Here is a 21088-nt window from a genome sequence, read left to right as displayed (position 1 = left end):
CATCAACCCTAACACTTGCGTTTTTGCCGTCGCCGGAGAATGGCGTATCACATGTGACTAGTGCTCGGGTACCGCTTCAGGCGTGCGGTCGGGATCGGCGATAACGCGCATACCTTCCGCGATGAACCAGACCGCAGCTATCGCCCACAGTATGGCACAGCCAATTGCCACCGCGTAGATATCCACAAATCCAAGTGCAACAGTGGTGATACTCAAGCCAATAGGTGCCGCGAAGAGACTAATCGCAGTAAATAGCGAAAATGCACGCCCCCGCAGAGATTCTACAACGTATTCGGTGACCAGCACCGTGATCAGTGGGCCCTGGAAGCCACTACCGAGGCCGGCAATCGCCATTCCCGCAATCACTGCATAGGAATTATGCAGCCACGCCATCAGCACGAAAGATATTGTGTATAGCACCGTGCTTATCGTCCATAGGAAGCGGCGGCGTGCCGTTCCTACGCGTGCGATACACACCCCACCAATCACCATGCCCACCGCGTAGGCGGAGAACGCAAATCCCATTGAAGCTGGCGCATCAATACTTTCGAAATGGGCAGGCAACAGCACCATCAAGTATGGCATCACCAGAATCTGTGCGATACCGCCGGAAATCGCCAGCAGTCGGATGGGCGCGTCGGCGATAATGGTCAGCCACGCACGCCAGCCTTGAAAAACGTTTTCTTGGCTTCCATCTGTATTTGGTACCGCATTCAGGCGAATTAGCATGGTGAGTACTGCGGCCAACCCGGAGCAGCCAGCGGTGATCCACAGAATGCTCGACACCGGCAACACGGTCAATAGGATTCCAGCGGCGGCTGGCCCAATGAAGAAGCTAATCCCCATCAATCCCTGGTTCACACCTGCGAGCCAGTCCAAAGATTTGCCCGAGGTCGCCGAAACCTCACCGACCAGGGCATTCCGGGCGGCAGCACCAGGGATATCCCCCACCGCGCCGATGATTCCGATGATGATAAACCACCAGAGGTTAAGGCCGAGATACCAATCCACCAGGATCAGTCCCACCACCGACGCGGCGGAAATCGTATCCGAAATAATGCTCATAGGCTTGCGGCCGATGGTGTCAATGAGGTGCCCACCGACCAGGGCGAACACTATCGACGGGATAAAGATGATGGTGGCGACCAAACCGGCGGCAGCCGGATCGCCGGTGCGCTGCAAAACCAACCACGGCCACACGATATTGGCCACCGAGTTGCCTAACGACGAACTCAGCGCCGATCCCAGATATAACCACGCAGCGAACGGACGCTGACGGGATGATGACGATGCGGTCATGATAATGCCTTTTGTTAAAAGATGCTTTCCTAATGAAAATCGTCGCTATGACACACCACGGAAGAATGCGTAATTGGATGCGCCGATGACGCTGCGACAATACCAAAGTACCAGCAAAGACGATCACGGTTTCCAGTGGCAATCTTCCCCGCCTAGGCGCGCAATGGTACAGCCGGTCCCAGTTGGGACCGGCTGCTGTGTTAGGTACTTAAAGTGTTGGTTACTGGAAATACTCTTTTCCAGGAACGGATTCCGGCAATTCCAGCTGCGGCTTGATATCCGATTCAGGAGCCAAGCCGAACTTCTCCAGACCTTTGCGCACGTGCTCAGCAGCGTCGATGTTCAGTGGGCCTGAGGTCCACATAGCGTACGGTAGGTTGATAAACCGGTTTTCCTTCACGGCTGGCAGATCCTTGGTGGTTGGGTGCTCCTTGAGGATCTTTACTTTCTCGTCAAATTCTTGACCGGGGTATTCCACGAACACAAAAACATCTGGGGTGTTCGCCGTGAGGTGTTCCCAACCGACGGTGGTCCAGGTGTCTTTGATGTCGCTCGCGGCGTTCTTGGCACCGGCGGCCGTGATGATTGCCTCCGGTGCGCCAAAGCTGCCTGAGGTGAAAATGGTGTCCGAAGCAGAATCGAAGACGAAGGCGACCGGGGCTTTCTCTGGCTGTTGCGCTTCCTTGAGCTTGGCCAGGCGTTCCTGCTGATCCGCAACAACTTTCTGGGCGGTTTCCTCATTGCCGGTCATGGCGCCGAGATTATTCACGTCGATCTCCACGGCCTCCCATGGGTCGACAATTCCCCGCTTGTCGGTGCCGTCTTGACGGCACGATTCAGTCAGAATGTAGGAACTGATCCCTTGTTCCTTCAAAGTTTCCGGAGTGAGGTTCTTACCCTCGTTGAAGCCATAGTTCCAGCCAGCAACGAAGATATCGGGTTGCTTGGATACGACTTCCTCCAACGATGGGTATTCCTTTGCAACGTCGTTAAGCTTTTCGACGTCCGCACCGTACTTTGCCTTGAGGATATCCATATCCCGCTGGACCGAGGACACGTACTTGATATTGTCCTTGGCACCAGCAGCCAACGCGATGGAAATGATATTGCCATCGTTGACGAACAAGTCGTCGGTGGCCTCATAGGTTACTTCTTGACCGCAGTTTTCAATGGTGATGCCACCTGCGGCACCGGCCTCACCACTAGCGGAGGTAGCTGTAGAGCTACCAGTATCGGAGCAAGCGGAAAGTACAACTGATGATAACGCGATTACGGCTGCTGCCTTTTTGATACGCATTATGTGTTCTCCTTGGGTTTTCAGTCGCGCCGCTAGGGCACGACTACAGTGAATCGATAATTAAGTGCGGGTTAGTCATTTCAGGCAACCTCGCACAAAATGCCTGCACATTGAATACTTTGCGCAGGTTTTCCGGGATAAGGACTTCCTCAGGGTCCCCTGCTGCAAGCATGGTTCCCTCGTGCAAAACAACCACTTGATCAAAGTGAGCCATCGCCAAGTCCAAATCGTGAATTGTGGCTAGGATCGTGCGACCAGATTCTTTAAGCACCTTGAGCAGATGCAATTGATGGTGCACATCCAAATGATTCGTAGGTTCGTCCAACAACACCATATCGGTGCCTTGTGCAAAACCACGGGCAAGAAGAGCGCGTCGACGTTGACCACCAGACAACTGATCACATGGACGATCAGCAACCTCGGTCAAACCGACTAACGCCAAGGAATCCATGACGATTTTCTGCTCTTTCTTGCCGCCGATCTCCCAAGATTTCAGGTGCGGGAGTCGACCCAAAGCCACCATTTCGGAAACTGTCAGATCACCCGGAGGGCTTTCCTCTTGCCCAACCAGCGTTAACTGTTGAGCCCGGTGGCGCGGCCGCATCGAATGAACCGATACGCCGTCTAACATCACACTGCCACCATGCGGCGCAGTGATCCCTGCAATCGCCCGCAACAATGTAGATTTACCTGCACCATTAATGCCCACCAGGGCGGTCATGGTGCCAGGAGAAACCTCAAAATTCACGTCACGAACGATAGTTGTGTGCCCGATTCCAGCGGACACATCTGTAATCTCCAGTTGGCTCATGTATTTCCTCCAAAGGAATACTTGCCGCGAGCCATCAACAGCAAAAACAGCGGAGCTCCCAACACACCAGTGACAACACCGAGCGGGATTTCTTGCGGCGGCGCAGCAATCCGGGCAATCACATCCACCCAGATCAAAAACAGTGAACCCGTTGCCATCGCAATCGGAAGTAGTCGCCTATGCAGCGACCCCACCATCATGCGAGCCAAGTGCGGAATCACCAAACCGACAAAACCGATGCCGCCTGCCACTGCAACCATCGCACCCACCAGGAGCGCCTGGATGAAGAACAGGACTTGGCGTAAAACCCCCACCCGCACGCCGAGCGCCGCAGCGGTATCCGGCCCTGCGGCTAGGGCGTCTAGGTGATTGGATAAAAACATCAAGGCCGCGAACGCAACCACGACGACAATGCTGGGCAATAACACCTTGTTCCATTGCCCACCAGCTACAGAACCCAACATCCAAAACATCACGCCTTGAGCGGCGCGGGCATCTGGCCCTTTGAATACCAGGAAACTAGCCAATGCTGAAAAAGCTGCCGATAGCACCACACCGGTAAGAATCAGCCGAAGCGGTGTGAGTCCGCCTTGAGCCATAGTGATTCCATACACGGTTGCGGTGGCAACCAACGCGCCTATTAATGCGCCCACAGAGAGCGAATAGAGGCCGAAGGAAGAGAAAATACCAAACGTGATTACTGCCGTCGCGCCCACCGATGCGCCCGAAGAAACACCTAATAAATAGGGATCCGCTAATGGGTTACGCACCAGTGTTTGCATAGCGACACCCGCCAACGCGAGTCCCGCACCAACAATAATCGCCAAAATCCCGCGCGGCGCACGCAATTCCCACACGATGGAATCAACGGCCTGATCAGACCCGTTACCACCTTGTAGGTGCGCTACCACCACTTCCCAAACTGCCGCACGGGAATAATCGACTGAGCCAAACGTTAAGGAGATGACAAAACTCACCGCAATCGCTGCAAGAAGCACAACAAACAGCACAGGGGCGGCGAGCTTGCGACCTAGTGTGCTCACACCACTCCTTAAGTCTTTAGCTATACGAACTTATGGGATAGGAGCTTTTGAACCTATCCCATCTACAAGCCTAAACAAATGTTTTTCAATAACCCAATCTTTTCTGGCCGATTACTACTTCCATATGCCCCATACCCGTGCCCCCGGATAGAACCAAAAACCACCACTCACCGCAAACGCGGTACCGTTAATGGCATGACCATTCAATTAAAACCTGCGTTAGACGTCACCACCTCAGCTGTTGTCGCAACCGGCCTTATCGGTGGCTGGTTGTGCGCCCGCGAAACTGGAATTCGACCACTTGGTGGCGCGGTGCTTGCCGCCGCTGGCGCATGGGCGGGACGCTCTTGGTATGCCAAAGGTGGTGTGCCACTCACCGCTGCCCTATCCACCGCTTACGTCACCGCATTCGGCCTATCCCACCCATTAGCTAAGAAAATCGGAGCCTGGCCTGCCGTTCTAACTGTCACCGCTGCAACCGCAGTCGCGGCCGCCGTTTTAAGCGACAATAGAGAATAAATAAATATGGTGGTAGCTAATCGGCCGCCTAGCTACCGCAAGAAACAAAAGACAGCCGTAACCGGTAGTTATTATCAGCTACGACTGTTAACGGATCTAGTTATTCAGCAGCAATATCGTCGAAGGTGCTGGTATCAATAACAAAGCGGAATTGAACATCCCCTGCGATAACTCGCTCATAGGCGGCGTCGACATCCATAACGCCGATCTTTTCTATCTCCGCTCCCAGACCGTGTTCACCACAGAAATCCAACATCTCCTGAGTCTCTTTAATGCCACCAATATTTGAGCCAGTGAGCACTTTTCGGCCAATAATCAAGGCATAAAAACCCAGCTCCTGGTTTTCCGGCGGCAAGCCAACAACAACCATTACCCCGCGCGGTTTCAACAATCCTAAATAAGCGTTCACATCCAAAGTGGCACTCACCGTGTTCAGAATGAAATCAAACTCACCCCGGTGTTTCTTAAAAAATCCTTCCTCCGTGGTAGCCAAGATGCGATCAGCCCCAAGAGCTGCAGCGGCGTCGGCTTTCTTCAAGGAACGCGACAGCACTGTTACGTCGGCACCGCGTGCCTTGGCAATCTTGACCCCCATGTGCCCCAAACCACCTAAACCAACGATGGCAACTTTATCGCCAGGTTTAATGTCCCACGTAGCAAGCGGCGAATATGTGGTAATACCGGCACATAACAACGGAGCGGCAACATCAAAATCGAGAGTATCGGGAAGCTTACACACGAATTTCTCGTTCACCACGATGTTTTGCGCATAGCCACCTTGAGTGATCGTGCCATCAACATCTTCAGAATTGTATGTTCCAACCGCACCGTTGAGGCAGTTTTGTTCCTGATCCGCCTCACATTCCGCGCAGGTGCCACAGGAGTTAACCAAGCACCCAACCCCGACCCGGTCGCCAACTGACCAGCGGGTAACGTCCTCACCTACCGCAGTAACCACGCCTGCGATCTCATGGCCGACCGTCAACGGAAAATGGGCTGGTCCCCATTCGTTTCTGATGGTGTGAATATCTGAATGGCAAATACCCGCCGCCCGAATTTCAATTACTACATCGTCTGGCCGAGGATCACGCCGGGAAATGGTGGCTACCTGAAATGGGCTGTCGGGACTGGTTTTCTGAAGCACTTTGGCCGGAATCGGCATCATAATCTCCTTATGTAATTGGTGAGGCAGCCTAAACAATCGGTTACCCCCATTGTATCGATCAGCAAGCAATAGTGGATACGGTGGGAAATGGATGTATTTATAGGCATACATTTATGAGTAAATACCAACTGCATACTTAGCAATTTTTAAGATACCCTAGGTGATTATGACCAGCAGAAACTTCACTATCGTTGAAACAACTGAATCGGATCGAACCTATATCGCACGGCTGAATTACATAACCGATGTTCGAGGGGATGAAACCGCCGAAGTCTGCGAGGGGTTTTTAGATGATGTCCGCTATTACGTCGACGAGTGGCAACCAGAAAACGGCGGATTCGTCGCTTATGACACCACCCGTATCCCCGCCGGCGGGGTGTGGATTAGATGGGGAACAGCCACCAATCATGGTTATGGCCACGTGTTAGAGGGAGTTCCCGAGCTGTGCATCGCAGTGGAAGAGCGTTTTAGAAATAGAGGGCTAGGAACAAAACTCCTGTTAAACACAATCGAGTTGGCCAAGGAACTCGGTGCACGCGGCATTTCGTTGTGCGTGGGGCAAGATAATCCCCGCGCACACAAGTTATACAACCGAGTAGGTTTCAAAGAAGTCTGCTTCGATAACGAAACCGGCTACTACACCCTGGCCATCAATTTCACACCACCATCAGATCTTTTGGCATAACCGAAAAGCCGATCGTATAAAACAATGCCCACCTTGGTCTGCACGGCGTGGCGCTCACAATTCACCACGCTGTGCACCCTTGGTGGGCATTGCGCATCTAATATGCGAGTCTTTCCCTCAAATTTCACGAACTCACCGCACTACAAGAATACTTTGGGAGTGGGAAAAGCACTCTTGTATTTACTGGCGGCGAACCCTCACCTGAAGTGAAATTTGGTTAGGTATAAGCATTCGCACTGGTACCCACAAGTTGAGTGCTGGGACGATCGTCACAGCTGACAGTCGGTGACGAGTGCTACTCGTTAAACACCCAACTTGAACAGGCAGCACGCAGGAGCACCACACCCGATACCGCACAAGACGGCATCCAATGCAATGGACCTATGCTGATGCATGGAGTGAATCGGGGCGAAAGCATTCGTCCCACTCCCCTCAACGCGAAACTTGTTACAGTCACACATCGAGAATCAGGTAGCACCTAGACGCGAGGGCCACAAGATGGTCAGAGCTGGTCGGTCTTCGGACTTGTGGATCATCCCGTTTATCCCCCAACGCCTTCCCAGCTTGTAAAAAGCCAGTGGCCTTTGGATGGGGCGGTCCCCACTCACCGCTGCGCGCCAGTTCCGGTTTTTCACCGGATTCCCATGAAGCCTTACACACATTCAGCTTCACCAGCTCACTTCTGAGTGCGTTAAAAACATTACCATCGCCCCACCCGCCCCAGGTCGCAACACCACCTTTTGGGGTTAGCCACCGCAGTTGGTCATGCTTTCCGCAGCATCCAATTGGCCGCAAAAATTACCCCTTGTCGCCCCAAATTTTCGCTTTCCTCACATTCATGTTTTTCGCCGCATTTCCCCAGTTGCCGCACATGTTGCGCGCGTCGACAAGCGAAAAACACCTGGCACACACCGGGGGTAAAGCCCTTGCCGTTGATGCCATATTGCACTAGTAGTTTTTAATTGTGCATCGAGCACACTTTAAACCCGCGAGTAACCAGAAAGGAAGGGACGACATGTTAGACCATAAACAGCTATTCAATGAGCATTTGAGCCAACAACAGTTGACGCTCCCGTCCCCCTCGCGGCGTGTACCCAATCCGCAAGTGGCTGCCAAAGCTTTGGTGAATCAATCACATTAGCCACAGTCAAGCGCAAGAATTTATCGCCGCACACTGCACATCGTCTGTAGTCCGCGGCGATTTTTTGTACGCCTTATTCAAGCCTTTGCCGTGACAGACAGATAACTTGAAACTTTTTCCTTGAAAGGAGCACGCGTGTAATGGCACGCAAATATCGTGGTAAGGGCGCAAAACGCCCCAATGCCAATTACTTGAACCGTCACTTGAAGGACACCCCAGCTAACGTGGTGTGTTTCGCTTCCGAAATCGAAGACTCCACCATGGAGCAGGCAAAGGAACTGGCAAAACTGCCGTTCATCTACCCACATGTAGCACTCATGCCGGACGCACACACCGGCTTGGGGTCCTCGGTGGGAACCGTCTTCGGCACCATCGACGCCGTCATCCCCGCAGCTGTGGGTGTGGACATCGGATGCGGAATGATCGCGGTACGCACCCAGTTCACCGCTGCCGACTTAGAAGGCAAAGACCTGGTGAAGCTGCGCGACGCGATCGAAGCGGCGATCCCACTGTCACCTGGAAACTACAACGGCTGGGTGATGGGCGGCTCCGCCGAGAAGCGGTGCCGTGAGCTGGCAAAACTGGCCGAAGATACCGGCGTCGATCTGTCCCACTCCCCTAAGTGGCGGCTGCAACTGGGCTCGCTTGGTGGTGGTAACCACTTCATTGAGTTGTGCCTCGACGAAGAGGATAACGTATGGATGTTCCTGCACTCCGGCTCCCGCGGTGTTGGAAATAAGATCGCCCGTAAGCACATTGAGATCGCTCAGGAACTCATGGCTAAGTGGTGGATTCCGATTTCCAATAACGACTTGGCGTACTTCGTCACCGGCACCCCCGAGTTCGATTCCTACATCACGGATCTGCACTGGGCACAGCGTTTTGCCTTTGAAAACCGCGAAGAAATGATGGACCGGTTTAACACCTGCCTGTCTGAATTCATGGGTGAAAAGGTGGAGGAAATTCAGCGGATCAACTGCCACCACAACTACACCGAACGGGAAGAGCACTGCAACCGAACGGTGTGGCTGACTAGGAAAGGCGCAGTTCGCGCCGATGAGGGCCGGTATGCGTTGATCCCCGGTTCGATGGGAACCGCCTCCTACGTTGTGGAAGGCAAGGGAAATGTCGGTTCGCTGCGGTCTGCACCGCACGGGGCGGGTCGCCGGTTCTCCCGCACGGAGGCGCGGCGTCGCTTTAACGTGGATGATCTTGAATCCCGAATGAAGGGAATCGTGTATCGCCACGGCGACGCATGGGTCGACGAGATCCCGGACGCTTATAAGGATATCGACCAGGTCATGGCGGATTCCGCCGACCTCGTTGAGATCAAGCACAAGCTGCGGCAGATCCTCAACGTGAAAGGTACATAACCCCTACCGCACCGATGCACCAATCGGTGCGGTTTGCTTTTCGACGTATCCCGGACGGGCACCTACACACCACGTGTCGAAAAGCTTCTAACCGTCCACACGTTTCACCGCGTTAACCTAATTAGCACCAGAAATGTCTAGTGCTCCCCATCCAACCCGAGCCACCAAGTTTGCCCATCTTCCGGCTCCGGAAGCGGATACTCCTCAAGCGTTATGTCAATCACGCGGCGGCCTGGGCCGTTTGCTTCCCACTCTAAAAGGATCTCGTCGAGTTTCTCGCGGCTTGCCATGCCAATGCCAAATTCGCGCTCTGTAACCCACTGGTCTTCCGCTGCCAAGTCATGGTCGTGGTCATCATCGTCGTGCGGCACTCCATAACTGCACTTCTTACACAAATAAGACGTGGTCCGGGTCCAATCTTCCGCCATTCCCCCAGTGGGTTCCACAAGTTCTGTGAGCGCAGCGCTATCCTCCGGTGATTCAGCAGTGACTGTGACGTTATAAGTCAGATACGGTGAACGTTCCAGCACCTGCATTTCATTGAAAATAGTGAACGTCTGCCCCTGCGCTTCGCGCTGACCAATCGGGGCACCATCATGCAATACGATATCGCCGTACCGGTGCCCGCTTTTAGGGAACGGAACATTGACAATGCGTGCCCGCACCGGGTCGATACGCTCCGCGAATAGTGTTTCGCCCGCACCCCACGGATTCAGATAGATAACCGCGAAACCAAAGTTTTCAACAATCTCCCCCTCGCCCTCGGTGATCGGCATACCAACCGCATTCCACACCTTGCGGGCAATATCCCATTTCCCCAAGGCAGTCGCCGCAATCGCTGCGTTCCAGTGGGCGGCCTCATCGATTTCGTCGTTCAGCTCAATTGCTTGAAGGTTATAGGTTAAGGATTCCTCCCACTTCCGCAAATATTTAAAACACAACCCAGCCATGTAATAAAAATCGATCCGTAGCGGCTTTTCTTTTATCGCCTGCAGATACAATTCACTTGCCGACTCAAGATTACCCTGGTCAAATGCCTCTAAAGCTTGATTTTCCAATTTCGAATTAAACCACGCCATTACCTACTCCATTGTTCAACGATTGACGCCTTTACCTTAATGCCAAAACCACCACAACGTCAGCGTTTCAATATAAAAGACGCGCACCTGAACGTCATCGCCCGTAAATGTTCCCAGACATTGCCGAGATTACCTAAGCCTTTGCTTTTCGACGGCACACCGTTGGCGGTTTCAATGTGATTGGCGCCATAAAAAATCACTTGATTCCATAACAACGCCCTCGTTGTTACCGCCTGCAACCTTGCCGCTTATAACTGTGCAGGATGCTCTACATTCAACGTCTTATTTTTTCAACCAGGCGACGGGCAAGCACAACAGCAAGCGGCAACGGGAAAAGCGTATAGACAAGAACCTTGATGTAGAGCTCCATGTCTTCAAGTTTTAGTGAACGCTCTAGATTGCTGCCTTGCAGGACTATTTCTGAGAAGCCCCACACAATGATTTGGGTTCCTAACCAAATCATTAACAGGACCAAGAAAAATCAGAGAGATTTCATTTATGAATTGCCTTTGCCGCAGTAGTTGTGATGTACGTAGAATCGACCTTCCAGTGGTAGCAGGTTCCATCATCAATCTGTTTGAGAGCATCAAGCGCAGTTCAAAGAAACCAGCTTGCATCCTTTCAGACAGACACGGACCTCATTAACTTCCGATAGTTCGCCCATCTCGTCGGTTTTCTATCACAGAAACATTCTAACTTCGCACCATCTTCACCTGCGGCTGAAGCGAATTCCGTCTACATACCCTCAACACGCCTTTTGGAACTGTAATTGGCGGTTTTGTGGATACGGAACTACTAGACGATACGGGTCGCGCAATTGTAAAAAATTGACGAATGAGAGCAAACAACGCACAATCGCTTCTAAAGAGAAAAACGTGAACTAAAGCCAAATATACCTTATCTAATAAAAGGACAACTGCCCAAATGTCTTTCCTACCCATCACCTTCGTATTTTTGGGTATAATTCCGTCTTTTTTCTACATCCACCATTATCAAAAACATAGAGAAGAAGAACTAAAAAACCTTCAATTTGGTGGTTGGTATTTCATTTTTGAACTCACTCTTTCTTTCACCGTCGGCTTAATTCCAGGAGGATTGCTAAGTGCAATCTTTTTCCCGGATTTTTGGTTAGCTGCAGAAAAAATACCTCGATTAATAACGGCAGTTTTCTTTACGGTTTCCGGACTTATAATCGCGGATTGGTTTAGATTTAATGGTTATTCTTTGCCGCTAAAAACAGGAACTTTTCTACCATTTTTACGAGAAATTAGTGGGAAGAATCCATATCCTAATTCCGAAAACAATAGATTAGAAAATAGGAAACCAACCAGACTTTTCATCGGGTGCGGCTTATCACTCTTCATTGCTGTATTTACTCTGGTAATTTTGCTCTGGCTATGGATCACCCAGACAAACTTTGCTTAATCTGCGCGAAACGTGCGTCGAAAAGCAGAGCAAATCCAGCGATTTCCATCAGGTCAAGCCACAAGGATTTCGCCTCATGAAATGGCGCTAGCTCGGTACGCCCCCATCATTGAGGTTTTCTCACCGGGGAAACGTGTGCGAATTTTTGACCTGTAGTTTTGGGGCTTTGACGGGTGTGCCATAACGAAAGACACGCGTAAAGATCTATCAGCGTTGTTTTTTGTCAAAAGAAAATCAAACTGAAAGGAACGCCCGCGTGTTTCGTTATTGTGCCACACTTTTTCGTCCTAATTTCTACTGCACGCACTATCAACGCCTGGCTTCAAACCCACCGCAAGCACCATGACCTTCGCTCGCATCAGCGTGCCGCAACATGTTGGACTCAGACAATCATGCTTCTACGCTGGCTGTATGTCAAGCGTCAAGTTTTAGTGAACGCTCTAGATTGCTGCCTTGCAGGACTATTTCTGAGAAGCCCCACACAATGATTTGGGTTCCTAACCAAATCATTAACAGGACCAAGAAAAATCAGAGAGATTTCATTTATGAATTGCCTTTGCCGCAGTAGTTGTGATGTACGTAGAATCGACCTTCCAGTGGTAGCAGGTTCCATCATCAATCTGTTTGAGAGCATCAAGCGCAGTTCAAAGAAACCAGCTTGCATCCTTTCAACCAATCACAAACCTCATTACTTTTCGATAGTTCGACCCTCATGTCGGTTTTTACCACGTAAGCGTTTTCACTTCGCAACACCTCCACCTATACTTGAAGCGAATTCTTGTCCGTACACCCTCAATACAACTTTTGGGCCTGTAATTGACGGTCCGGCGGATACGGCATTATTAGACGCTGCGGGGCCGCAAAATGTAAAAATTGACGAATGAGAGCAAAGGTCGCACAATCGCTTCTAAAGAGAAAAACGTGAACTAAAGCCAAACGTCCCCTTCTAATAAAAAGCAAAATTACCCAGATGTCTTTTCTTCCCACCATCTTCGTATCCTTAGGGATAATTCCGTCTTTTTTCTACCTTTATATCTATCGAAAAGAACGAGAGAAAGAATTGAAAAACCATCCATTTGGTGGTTGGTATTTCATTTTTGAACTCACTCTTTCTTTCACCGTCGGCTTAATTCCAGGAGGATTGCTAAGTGCAATCTTTTTCCCGGATTTTTGGCTAGTTGCAGAAAAAATACCTCGATTAATAACGGCAGTTTTCTTTACAATTTCTTTATTTATAATCACATATTGGTTTAGACTTAAGGGTTATTCTTTGCCGCTAAAAACAGGAACTTTTCTACCATTTTTACGAGAAATTAGTGGGAAGAATCCATATCCTAATTCCGAAAACAATAGATTAGAAAATAGGAAACCAACCAGACTTTTCATCGGGTGCGGCTTATCACTCTTCATTGCTGTACTTACCCTGGTAATTTTGCTCTGGCTATGGATCACCCAGACAAACCTTGCTTAATCTGGGCGACATGGGCGTCGAAAAGCAGGGCAAGTCCAGTAATTCGCATCGCATCAAGACACAGGGATTTCGCCGCATCAGACGGCGCTAGCTCGGTGTACGCCTTTGTACGTTGTACACGTTATGCACGATTCAATCACCTTCGCGACAGGAAACTGAAAATCCTCCGCCGTAGCGTGAATCATGCGGGTTAGCTGCCCGCTATTTACACCGCTGGAATTAGTTTGTGCCACGTTTTCAAAAACTCAGCTATCTCGTTTCGGCCTTTTGCTAGGACGTTTGTGTGCACAACGGAATAATGTGTTTGTCAATGAAATCGCAGGCTTCGTTCATCATCACGACACAATCATCGGGATTTTTTGGGACTGTGATGAGTGTTCCTGGTTGCACAAACTGATACTTCAGTTCCGGGAAGCTTTTACCGCTTAGCCGCACCGTGTAGGGCTCAGATTCTGGTGCTTCCAGTTCCGCAGGAATGTCGATGCAGGCAATGATGTCTAATTGCGGCTTCGTGAGGAAACAACTGTAGGAAATGGTCACCCTACAAGAATCGCCTAGCTCAACCATATAGGGGGTAAGCAGCTTTCCATTGTGGGTTTTCGCCACCTCAGCGGCGATCTCGCGGGCGGTGGAAGCACCAAAATCCGCTTCTCCCCGTGATGAACCGGAGAATTTACTGGGGCCATTTCGCCACGACGGTTCCCACGTGGTGTTTCGCTCCACATCGGTTAATAAAAACTCCGCAAAATCACGGAAGAAATTGTGCAACGGATCGCCGCCGTGTGGGGTGCACGCATGGATGATGTTGTAAGCACCGGCGGTTGATTCACGGAAGCCATATTTCGCAGCAGCCCAATCATGAAAGCCGTCAAGAACAGAGCAATCCACAGCTGCACCACAAAACTCCGCCATGGAAAACCCAGAGATAAAAGCCGCTAGTGCATGTATGTCATGGATTCCTATGTACATTCCAGGGCGCAATTGCACAAAAGAAAGAAGTGACGCGAGATTGGCATCAGCATTCTCAAGTTGGCCGGGAACTGAATATCCAGACGCGGTGTTGTGCCTATCGGGGTGTAGTTCTGTTGAAGTATCTTGATAGGTGGTTCCGGCTGGTTCTGCTTCCCCGGAACCGGCAACAGTTACACCGCTCTTGTCACCGTCACGCATCGTCATAACCAGCAATTATATCGTGGGTAGCACCCGCGAGTCGGCCGTATAACCGCATATCGGGTAGGGCCGGATTGTCGCGAAGGTCGGCTAATAGTGCAATAGTTTTGCGTTCATCTATGTCACATAAAGTCGCTACCCGTAGTGCTAATTCAACCGCGTCATCCCACTGGTCTTTCGCCACCAGTTCCGCAATTGCGTGTTCATAGAATTGGAAAGCTGATTCGGGGTCGTCACACGCAAGCGCAACAGATGCTTTCAACTGCAAAAATCGCTCTGGCGGAAAAGAACCATCGTCGATAGTGGTGGCAACTGTTGCTGCTTCGTCGATTACTGCCATAATCGCTGGCATTTCTGTATCTGTGTAATAGGTCAATGCGGATGCATGAGTAAGCAACGCACACGCCAGGTAACGGCATTCGCCGGTGGTGGCGATCTCACGCCCGAGCCGCACCAATTCGGCCGAAAGATCTACTGGTTGGAGTCGCTCCGCGTTATCAAAATATCCATAGGCGCGTTCCATAAGTGAAAACTGCTCAATCGGATTGGTGGTTGTTCTGGCCAGTTCTAGCACCGCGCAGCCAGCCACGCTCTGCCACCCAAGGTCGTCATATAGTTCTATAAGGCGCAAGTGACGTTCAGTTGTGGGGCGTTGTGTCACCTCACGTTCGATGTCGTAGATTGAAAGTTTTAGTTGGTAAAAATAATCATCGGTGGTTGTTACCGGGACAGAATCGGGGGCCGGAAAAACTGTATCGACACTAGGTGGTTGTGGCGGTTGTTGGTCGAGCTGACGTGACACCGCGTCGCGGAACCCGGTGGCGGTGGGGCTTAGCCGGGCGTCGAAAAGCGAAGCACAGTAGGTAGCGATTTCCGCAGCCCACTGGATAACATCCACGGTGGTCCTGGTGCTGACCTCCGCGAAAACGCGACCGCTGATGGTTAGTTGCGGCAGCGAGAAATACCAGGGCTGGGGCTTGGTGAGCTTTAACAATTGCACGACTGAAATGCAGCCATGCATGACAAGCCACGGCAATTGTGCTGCTAAAACGGCTAAAAGTTCGATAATAAGCGCGAAACCATAATACGGCGGTAGTGCTTGTCGACGCCCCACAAACCGCAATAATTTGGCGACCTCGCTTACCTGAGGTGGCTGATCCACATAGGCATCCAAGTAGTCGGCAACGCGCATAAAGTGCTGGTGGGCAGAGTGCGTTTCCGATTCGAAGGCGGGCAATTCCGTCATGAGCTGGTTGAGTGCCGCGCTATCCCCCATCCCCCATTGCCGCAGCTACATGACGCTCAAGCGAATCAAAAGGCTTGCCCGTTTGGCGCAGTTTCCGCCATAGCGAACGCAACGTTTCCGCGGGAACGTGCGGGTCGGCGACCGCCTGAGACACTGCGGCCTCTAACGCATCACGTTCCGTTCCAAGGTATTGGTGAGCTAGGTGCGGAAACTCTTTTAAAAGATGGGATAGCCGCGTGTATATCGCTAAGAAATCGCAATCAATTCGGCACGGATCGCCCGAGTCCACGGCGTGTGACAACGCTTCCAGCTCCGCCACTGGATCGCTGCCACGAACTCGCGTTGCCTCAGAACACCAATACGCGAAGTGTTCTGTGTCCGGCGCCATGCAGGTCGGGCGTGATGTAGCAGGATTTGTCATTGCGGTATCTGCCCGCCTAGCCATATTGCGACAACGGCTTTGCGTACCGGTTTCCACTGATTCGAGTACGGATCGAGGAACTCCGCAGATTCCGGCACATCGGTTTTCTTTCTAATCCGGCTGATCGCAGATTCGGCAAGTCCGCGCAATTGGCCATGCGCGGCATGATATTGCAACGCGGTTTGTGTCTCCGGGCTTAATAATCGGACGTGTGCAATGCCAGCTTCATTGAGTTTCTTAGGCTTTTGTGCCGTGAGCCGGTAGGGATTAAGCCACAGCTGATACCATTGGCTAAACCCCAACGGTGAGCCAGTGACGGGGTGGTGTACCGGGGTAACCAGAACCTGGTTGTAATTAATCGCGGAAAACCACACCTGCCCACGGGATAGACCACGCAGCACTAAAAGATAGCGATCGTCGGTGCAGAAATCCTCCCCCAACACTACGGCGCCCCGGCGGGCAGGCTTATCAAAAGACTCGTCCAAAAACGCGTTAAGCTGGGCGAACCCCTCATCCATATCGTCAGATTCTATGATCTTTGTGATTGCACTATCCACATCAAACCGATGCGGGTGGGGTTCGAAGGGGAAATCTTCATCCCACACCCCGGAATCGACCTGATCTAGAAACGAGACCGTTTCAACGCTATCGGCGTGTTCAGGGGATAAAACAAAGTCACGAAAATCAGATGGCAGCGGGCAACCAAGTGCAGTTTCCACACGCGCTACGGCTGTTGCGATTTGATCCACGGGCATCGGTTTCTCCGCTATTTTGTGATTGTTGGCTATCAGTTAATCAGAATCAGAATATACGAGTTGCTCGCCGCAGTGCAGGCAGTTGAAAACATAGGCTGACCAGGGCGAGTCCTCCCCTAGCATCCGAAGCTGGGCTTCTGTATGCCCAATGTCTAACAACTCTTGGCAAATATCCGGCATCTGCTGCAGCTGCTCCCAATCGGGTGAACCGACGAATACGCACGCATCATCGCAGTGGCTTAACCACATGCCTTGCTGCCACGACGGGAATTCCGGGGTGCGCTCCTCAATCTCGGACGCAACGTCGTCTGGAACATCGCTGGGAGTGTCGTTGAAAACCACATCGAACTTCTCCGCAGCGCTTCCGTCGGCGATGCACCACGGACAAATGTCCTCGATTTCGTCTTCCCCATATGGTTCCATCGTGTAGATCCACCCAGTTTGTTTCTCACAACACGGGCATACTGCGGTCGGGTCTTCCTCGAAAACTTTGGCCGCGACGGGGTCGGCGAAATACTTGAATACTGGCAACGTGGTTGCATTAGAAGAATCAGACACAATTAACCTCTCACGTGGGCTTTTCCATTTCGGATCAGAGTGTAACCTACCACCCTGACATGAGATCGAGCGATAAGAAAAGGATCAGGTGTTCGTGGTTTAGTTTTGACGAAAACCCAGCTAAGACCACGTAGACTTATGGGTGTTTTTTACTGAGCTCACCTAAAAACTTTATGGATGGCACCATGACATTGGAATTTAAAAACACCGAAAAGCAGATAACTGAGGACGAAATCCGTACCATCGCCGAAACATTGGAGGTTGACCTGCCAGAGGATTTCATCAACCATTTTGCACGGTGGAACGGTGGTTATCCGACGTTGTCGCTGGTGGTCATCGATCCGGAATACCACTGCGAGAACATCCCCGAGATAGAAATCAAGGATTTCATTCCGTTTCGCTACAGCAAGGACTTTGGCGACGACCCGGATTTTACGTTGGAAGGACGCGTGGCCGAAGAATGGAAAACCGGCGAGGTGCCCCGTAACTTCCTGCCGTTTGGCATGGATTGGCTTGGCAACTATCTCTGTATCGATGTCCAAGATCATCGCATTGCCTATTATGACCGCGACACCGCCGACACCTGCTACATCGCGCCGTCCTTTACGCGTTTTATCAGCAATCTTCGCTTCTGTCCCACCGACTTCCGGTTGGATTAGCGGCACAGGTAGCGTCGAAAAGCAAAAATCGTAACGAAACACCGCCTTAAGAAAGTAATTGTTCTCTTAAGGCGGCGTTACCGACTCATTAATTAGGCCAAGCCAGCTTCGAAAGCTGCGCCTACCTTGTACAACCGATCGTCGGCGAATGCCGGAGCCATGATCTGCAGACCCACCGGAAGGTTCGTGTCAGAAGCCAATCCGGCAGGCAAAGACATGCCGCAAAGACCAGCGAGGTTGAGCGGCAAGGTGCACAAGTCGAAGTTGTACATCGCCAACGGGTCGGAAATTTTCTCCCCGAGTTTGAAAGCCGTGGTCGGGGTTGTTGGTGAGACAAGAACATCGCATTTTTCGTAAGCAGCTGCGAAATCTTGCGCGATCAACGTCCGCACGCGCTGGGCTTGCAGGTAGTAGGCATCGTAGTAGCCCACCGACAGCGCATAAGTGCCCAAGATAATGCGGCGTTTAACTTCCGGGCCGAAACCAGCGGCACGGGTCAGCGCCATGACTTCCTCGGCAGAACGAGTCCCGTCATCGCCGACCCGCAGGCCGTAACGCATGCCGTCGAAACGTGCGAGGTTTGAGGACACTTCGCACGGAAGAATCAAATAGTATGCGGCAAGCGCGTCATCGAAGTGTGGGCAGTCCACTTCCACTACAGTTGCGCCCTGGGATTCCAATTGCGCCACGGCTTTGTGGAATTGTTCCAGCACACCCGGCTGATAGCCCTCCCGATCGAATTGCTTTACGACGCCAACTCGGACCCCACTCAAGTCACCATGGGCACCTTCACGAGCAGCTTCAACAACTGGTGCTACCGGCCGATTAACGCTGGTAGCATCGAAGCGGTCGTGGCCTGCAATTACTTCGTGCAGCAGGGCTGTATCCAACACGGTGCGTGCAGTCGGGCCACCTTGATCCAAGGAGGAAGCACACGCAACCAAACCGTAACGGGACACAGTGCCATAGGTGGGTTTTACACCAACGGTATTGGTGAGCGCGGCAGGCTGGCGAATGGAACCACCAGTGTCCGTTCCGATCGCAAGCGGCGCCTGACCAGATGCCAATGCGGCAGAAGAGCCACCACCGGAACCACCAGCGGTGCGTTCCAGATCCCATGGATTATGGGTCGGCCCAAAAGCAGAGTTCTCGGTGGAGGAGCCCATAGCGAATTCATCCATGTTGGTTTTACCAAGAATCGGAATGCCAGCTTCCCGGATTCTCTTGGTCACCGTTGCATCGTAAGGCGCGATGTAACCTTCTAATATTTTCGACGCACACGTGGTCGGCGCATCGGTGGTGGTGAAAACATCCTTAAGCGCAAGTGGCACACCCGCCAATGGTGAAGCTGGAGCTTCGCCTGCATCAAGTTTCTTGTCAACATCAGCGGCGGCGGCGAGTGCCTCTTCAGTACCCACATGGAGGAACGCGTGGATATCCCCATCAATCTCGCCGATACGGTCAAGGTGTGCCTGGGTGACCTCAACCGAGCTTAGTTCGCGGCTATGAATCTTCGCGGCCAATTCCGCCGCAGTCATGCTGGTCAGTTCGGAGGAACCAGCTGCGCCTACGAGGTATTTATTAGTCATGAAACCCTTACTCCCCCAAAATCTGTGGTACAACGAAGCGCTGTTCAGCTACTTCTGGCGCTTGATCTAGCGCCTGCTCGGCCGTCAACGTTTTTTCCACTACATCTTCCCGCATAGTGGTGCGAATCGAGTGAGGGTGGCACATTGGCTCCACCCCTTCCGCTGCTACCTGCTGCACTGCGGAAACGTTACCAATGATACCGTCGATCTGCTCAGCAAATCGATCCAGTTCTTCATCGGTCAACGCCAGTCGAGACAATTTAGCCAAGTGGGCGACTTCATCGCGCGAGATCTCAGGCACGTGGGATAATCCTTAACTTAACGTCGGTGTATGTCTATTTGGTACCGGCCACTATGGGCTGCGGTTAACAACCAGTGGCAAAGCTACTAAAACATAGTACTCAACACCTACCCGTTCGCAGTATTTCGGACACCAGGTTTGGGGTTAGGTTATATTCACCCCATTCCCAATTAGTGCACTTCGGCTGCTGGCACTAGGTGACAAATTGGATAACTTGTCTACGTCCGGCCCCGAAATCGGCTAATTATTCGTACAATATTGCAGGTAAGTCTTGATTCATCTCGCATGGCGGCTATTACCGCTGCTGACGATGGATCAACTGTTATTTTTATTAAGGAGAATAACTAAAAACTTTTTGGTTATTCACTTGAGAAAGGTGGGATTTTCGGTGACGACGTACCTTATTCGTGTACTGCTCCCCGACGCCCCAGGCAGCCTCGGAGTGTTAGCAAACGCCATCGGTGCTGCTGGCGGCGACATCAAAAGTGTTGATGTCGTCCAAACTTTTCCTGACGGAACAGTCATGGATGATATGGTGGTGAACTTGCCCGCTGGGGTCATGGCCGATGTTCTCATTTCCGCAGCCCACGGTGTCGAAGGGGTGGAAGTTGATTCCATCCGCCCGTTTTCCGGGACTGTGGATCGCCGAGGACAGATAAAAATGCTGGCCAATGTCGCTGGTGCTTCCAGCCACTCCGATACCATCGCGCAGCTAATCGACGATATACCGCAGGCACTCACCTCGTCATGGGCAATTTTGCTTGAGGATGGCTCTCCCGTAAAACGCATAACGGCTTCTGAAGGTGCCCCGGAAGACGATGGCTCCGCACCAGATCTTATCAATATCACCTCGGCTCGGATTCTCAACCCAGAGGTTGATTTCTGGATTCCCGAATCCTGGTCGCTACTAGATTCTTCGCTTGCCGCCGCCCCGCTAGGAAAATCAGGGTTGGTGTTGATAATCGGCCGAGTAGGCGGACCAGACTTTCTCCCTTCCGAAGTAGAACACATAGGCTACGTGGGCACAATACTGTCCCGAATGTTGCGTCAATAACATGATGGCCGTGGTTTGAAAACCACG

Annotated in this window: 20 protein-coding genes and 1 riboswitch; of the genes, 7 read left to right on the top strand and 13 right to left on the bottom strand. The window is 51.8% G+C overall.

The window, feature by feature from the left end:
- Window positions 1–57: 57 nt before the first annotated feature.
- From CMUST_RS06510 to CMUST_RS06495, 4 genes are all read right to left on the bottom strand, one after another.
- On the bottom strand, window positions 58–1299 hold the full coding sequence (locus tag CMUST_RS06510; RefSeq protein WP_047261836.1) for an MFS transporter: 1242 nt from the start codon (window positions 1297–1299) through the stop codon (window positions 58–60).
- A 220-nt stretch (window positions 1300–1519) separates the two neighbouring features.
- The gene (locus CMUST_RS06505) at window positions 1520–2596 is read right to left on the bottom strand and encodes an ABC transporter substrate-binding protein (RefSeq protein WP_047261835.1); all 1077 of its coding nucleotides are present in this window, start codon (window positions 2594–2596) and stop codon (window positions 1520–1522) included.
- A 43-nt stretch (window positions 2597–2639) separates the two neighbouring features.
- Window positions 2640–3407, bottom strand: coding sequence for an ABC transporter ATP-binding protein (locus tag CMUST_RS06500; protein ID WP_047261834.1), 768 nt, complete (start codon window positions 3405–3407; stop codon window positions 2640–2642).
- Window positions 3404–4450, bottom strand: coding sequence for a FecCD family ABC transporter permease (locus CMUST_RS06495; RefSeq protein WP_047261833.1), 1047 nt, complete (start codon window positions 4448–4450; stop codon window positions 3404–3406). Before CMUST_RS06495 ends, CMUST_RS06500 begins: the two co-directional genes overlap by 4 nt.
- A 195-nt stretch (window positions 4451–4645) precedes the next feature.
- Here CMUST_RS06495 and CMUST_RS06490 point away from each other — a divergent pair, with 195 nt between their 5' ends.
- Window positions 4646–4969, top strand: a complete 324-nt coding sequence (locus CMUST_RS06490) for a hypothetical protein (protein ID WP_047263440.1) — start codon at window positions 4646–4648, stop codon at window positions 4967–4969.
- Between the two features lie 100 nt (window positions 4970–5069).
- On the opposite strand, the gene CMUST_RS06485 is transcribed toward CMUST_RS06490, so the two are convergent.
- Window positions 5070–6131 carry an NAD(P)-dependent alcohol dehydrogenase gene (locus CMUST_RS06485; protein WP_047261832.1) on the bottom strand — a complete coding sequence of 354 codons (1062 nt, stop codon included), beginning with the start codon at window positions 6129–6131 and terminating at the stop codon, window positions 5070–5072.
- 169 nt (window positions 6132–6300) lie between these two features.
- Here CMUST_RS06485 and CMUST_RS06480 point away from each other — a divergent pair, with 169 nt between their 5' ends.
- Window positions 6301–6819 carry a GNAT family N-acetyltransferase gene (locus CMUST_RS06480; protein ID WP_047261831.1) on the top strand — a complete coding sequence of 173 codons (519 nt, stop codon included), beginning with the start codon at window positions 6301–6303 and terminating at the stop codon, window positions 6817–6819.
- Window positions 6820–7312: 493 nt separating this feature from the next.
- Window positions 7313–7510: riboswitch (cobalamin riboswitch) on the bottom strand.
- A gap of 590 nt (window positions 7511–8100) precedes the next feature.
- Window positions 8101–9333, top strand: a complete 1233-nt coding sequence (locus CMUST_RS06470) for an RtcB family protein (RefSeq protein WP_083987443.1) — start codon at window positions 8101–8103, stop codon at window positions 9331–9333.
- Window positions 9334–9470: 137 nt separating this feature from the next.
- On the opposite strand, the gene CMUST_RS06465 is transcribed toward CMUST_RS06470, so the two are convergent.
- Window positions 9471–10412 (bottom strand): tetratricopeptide repeat protein, encoded by a 942-nt coding sequence (locus tag CMUST_RS06465; RefSeq protein ID WP_047261829.1) that lies wholly within the window; start codon window positions 10410–10412, stop codon window positions 9471–9473.
- Window positions 10413–11336: 924 nt separating this feature from the next.
- On the opposite strand from CMUST_RS06465, the gene CMUST_RS06455 reads away from it, so the two are divergent.
- Together CMUST_RS06455 and CMUST_RS06450 are read left to right on the top strand one after the other, a co-directional pair.
- A complete protein-coding gene (locus CMUST_RS06455; RefSeq protein ID WP_047261828.1) occupies window positions 11337–11837 on the top strand; it encodes a hypothetical protein in 501 nt (166 codons plus the stop codon).
- 970 nt (window positions 11838–12807) lie between these two features.
- On the top strand, window positions 12808–13308 hold the full coding sequence (locus tag CMUST_RS06450) for a hypothetical protein (RefSeq protein WP_047261827.1): 501 nt from the start codon (window positions 12808–12810) through the stop codon (window positions 13306–13308).
- A 270-nt stretch (window positions 13309–13578) separates the two neighbouring features.
- On the opposite strand, the gene CMUST_RS06445 is transcribed toward CMUST_RS06450, so the two are convergent.
- From CMUST_RS06445 to CMUST_RS06425, 5 genes are read right to left on the bottom strand one after another with little or no spacing between them, the layout of a single operon-like run.
- Entirely contained in the window at window positions 13579–14484 is a 906-nt protein-coding gene (locus CMUST_RS06445) for a hypothetical protein (protein WP_144414141.1), read from the bottom strand.
- Window positions 14471–15724, bottom strand: coding sequence for a hypothetical protein (locus CMUST_RS06440; protein ID WP_144414140.1), 1254 nt, complete (start codon window positions 15722–15724; stop codon window positions 14471–14473). The genes CMUST_RS06445 and CMUST_RS06440 overlap by 14 nt, the downstream gene beginning before the upstream one ends.
- A 19-nt stretch (window positions 15725–15743) precedes the next feature.
- Window positions 15744–16145 carry a hypothetical protein gene (locus tag CMUST_RS06435; protein WP_047261824.1) on the bottom strand — a complete coding sequence of 134 codons (402 nt, stop codon included), beginning with the start codon at window positions 16143–16145 and terminating at the stop codon, window positions 15744–15746.
- Window positions 16142–16900: an SMI1/KNR4 family protein gene (locus CMUST_RS06430; RefSeq protein WP_047261823.1), complete on the bottom strand. Its 759-nt coding sequence runs from the start codon at window positions 16898–16900 to the stop codon at window positions 16142–16144. The genes CMUST_RS06435 and CMUST_RS06430 overlap by 4 nt, the downstream gene beginning before the upstream one ends.
- A 36-nt stretch (window positions 16901–16936) precedes the next feature.
- The gene (locus CMUST_RS06425; protein ID WP_047261822.1) at window positions 16937–17458 is read right to left on the bottom strand and encodes a CbrC family protein; all 522 of its coding nucleotides are present in this window, start codon (window positions 17456–17458) and stop codon (window positions 16937–16939) included.
- A gap of 185 nt (window positions 17459–17643) precedes the next feature.
- On the opposite strand from CMUST_RS06425, the gene CMUST_RS06420 reads away from it, so the two are divergent.
- Window positions 17644–18117, top strand: coding sequence for an SMI1/KNR4 family protein (locus tag CMUST_RS06420; protein ID WP_052844563.1), 474 nt, complete (start codon window positions 17644–17646; stop codon window positions 18115–18117).
- Between the two features lie 92 nt (window positions 18118–18209).
- Here CMUST_RS06420 and gatA read toward each other — a convergent pair whose 3' ends face one another.
- Both gatA and gatC read right to left on the bottom strand, forming a co-directional pair.
- Complete coding sequence (gene gatA / locus CMUST_RS06415; RefSeq protein WP_047261821.1) at window positions 18210–19706, bottom strand: Asp-tRNA(Asn)/Glu-tRNA(Gln) amidotransferase subunit GatA; 1497 nt, start codon at window positions 19704–19706, stop codon at window positions 18210–18212.
- Between the two features lie 7 nt (window positions 19707–19713).
- Window positions 19714–20007, bottom strand: a complete 294-nt coding sequence (gene gatC / locus CMUST_RS06410; protein ID WP_047261820.1) for an Asp-tRNA(Asn)/Glu-tRNA(Gln) amidotransferase subunit GatC — start codon at window positions 20005–20007, stop codon at window positions 19714–19716.
- Window positions 20008–20395: 388 nt separating this feature from the next.
- On the opposite strand from gatC, the gene CMUST_RS06405 reads away from it, so the two are divergent.
- Complete coding sequence (locus CMUST_RS06405) at window positions 20396–21061, top strand: ACT domain-containing protein (RefSeq protein WP_047261819.1); 666 nt, start codon at window positions 20396–20398, stop codon at window positions 21059–21061.
- The last annotated feature ends 27 nt before the right edge of the window (window positions 21062–21088 follow it).

Origin of the sequence: Corynebacterium mustelae (genome assembly GCF_001020985.1) — a bacterium.
Taxonomy (GTDB): Bacteria; Actinomycetota; Actinomycetes; order Mycobacteriales; family Mycobacteriaceae; genus Corynebacterium; species Corynebacterium mustelae.
Note: the sequence above shows the minus strand (reverse complement) of the source record. Positions and strands in the feature narration are given on the sequence as shown.

Excerpts from the sequence above, each read along its gene's own strand:
- CMUST_RS06510 (WP_047261836.1), bottom strand. The coding sequence starts at position 1,299 with ATGACCGCATCGTCATCATCCCGTCAGCGTCCGTTCGCTGCGTGGTTA.
- CMUST_RS06505 (WP_047261835.1), bottom strand. The coding sequence starts at position 2,596 with ATGCGTATCAAAAAGGCAGCAGCCGTAATCGCGTTATCATCAGTTGTA.
- CMUST_RS06500 (WP_047261834.1), bottom strand. The coding sequence starts at position 3,407 with ATGAGCCAACTGGAGATTACAGATGTGTCCGCTGGAATCGGGCACACA.
- CMUST_RS06490 (WP_047263440.1), top strand. The coding sequence starts at position 4,646 with ATGACCATTCAATTAAAACCTGCGTTAGACGTCACCACCTCAGCTGTT.
- CMUST_RS06485 (WP_047261832.1), bottom strand. The coding sequence starts at position 6,131 with ATGCCGATTCCGGCCAAAGTGCTTCAGAAAACCAGTCCCGACAGCCCA.
- CMUST_RS06480 (WP_047261831.1), top strand. The coding sequence starts at position 6,301 with ATGACCAGCAGAAACTTCACTATCGTTGAAACAACTGAATCGGATCGA.
- CMUST_RS06470 (WP_083987443.1), top strand. The coding sequence starts at position 8,101 with ATGGCACGCAAATATCGTGGTAAGGGCGCAAAACGCCCCAATGCCAAT.
- CMUST_RS06465 (WP_047261829.1), bottom strand. The coding sequence starts at position 10,412 with ATGGCGTGGTTTAATTCGAAATTGGAAAATCAAGCTTTAGAGGCATTT.
- CMUST_RS06455 (WP_047261828.1), top strand. The coding sequence starts at position 11,337 with ATGTCTTTCCTACCCATCACCTTCGTATTTTTGGGTATAATTCCGTCT.
- CMUST_RS06450 (WP_047261827.1), top strand. The coding sequence starts at position 12,808 with ATGTCTTTTCTTCCCACCATCTTCGTATCCTTAGGGATAATTCCGTCT.
- CMUST_RS06445 (WP_144414141.1), bottom strand. The coding sequence starts at position 14,484 with ATGACGATGCGTGACGGTGACAAGAGCGGTGTAACTGTTGCCGGTTCC.
- CMUST_RS06440 (WP_144414140.1), bottom strand. The coding sequence starts at position 15,724 with ATGACGGAATTGCCCGCCTTCGAATCGGAAACGCACTCTGCCCACCAG.
- CMUST_RS06435 (WP_047261824.1), bottom strand. The coding sequence starts at position 16,145 with ATGACAAATCCTGCTACATCACGCCCGACCTGCATGGCGCCGGACACA.
- CMUST_RS06430 (WP_047261823.1), bottom strand. The coding sequence starts at position 16,900 with ATGCCCGTGGATCAAATCGCAACAGCCGTAGCGCGTGTGGAAACTGCA.
- CMUST_RS06420 (WP_052844563.1), top strand. The coding sequence starts at position 17,644 with ATGACATTGGAATTTAAAAACACCGAAAAGCAGATAACTGAGGACGAA.
- gatA (WP_047261821.1), bottom strand. The coding sequence starts at position 19,706 with ATGACTAATAAATACCTCGTAGGCGCAGCTGGTTCCTCCGAACTGACC.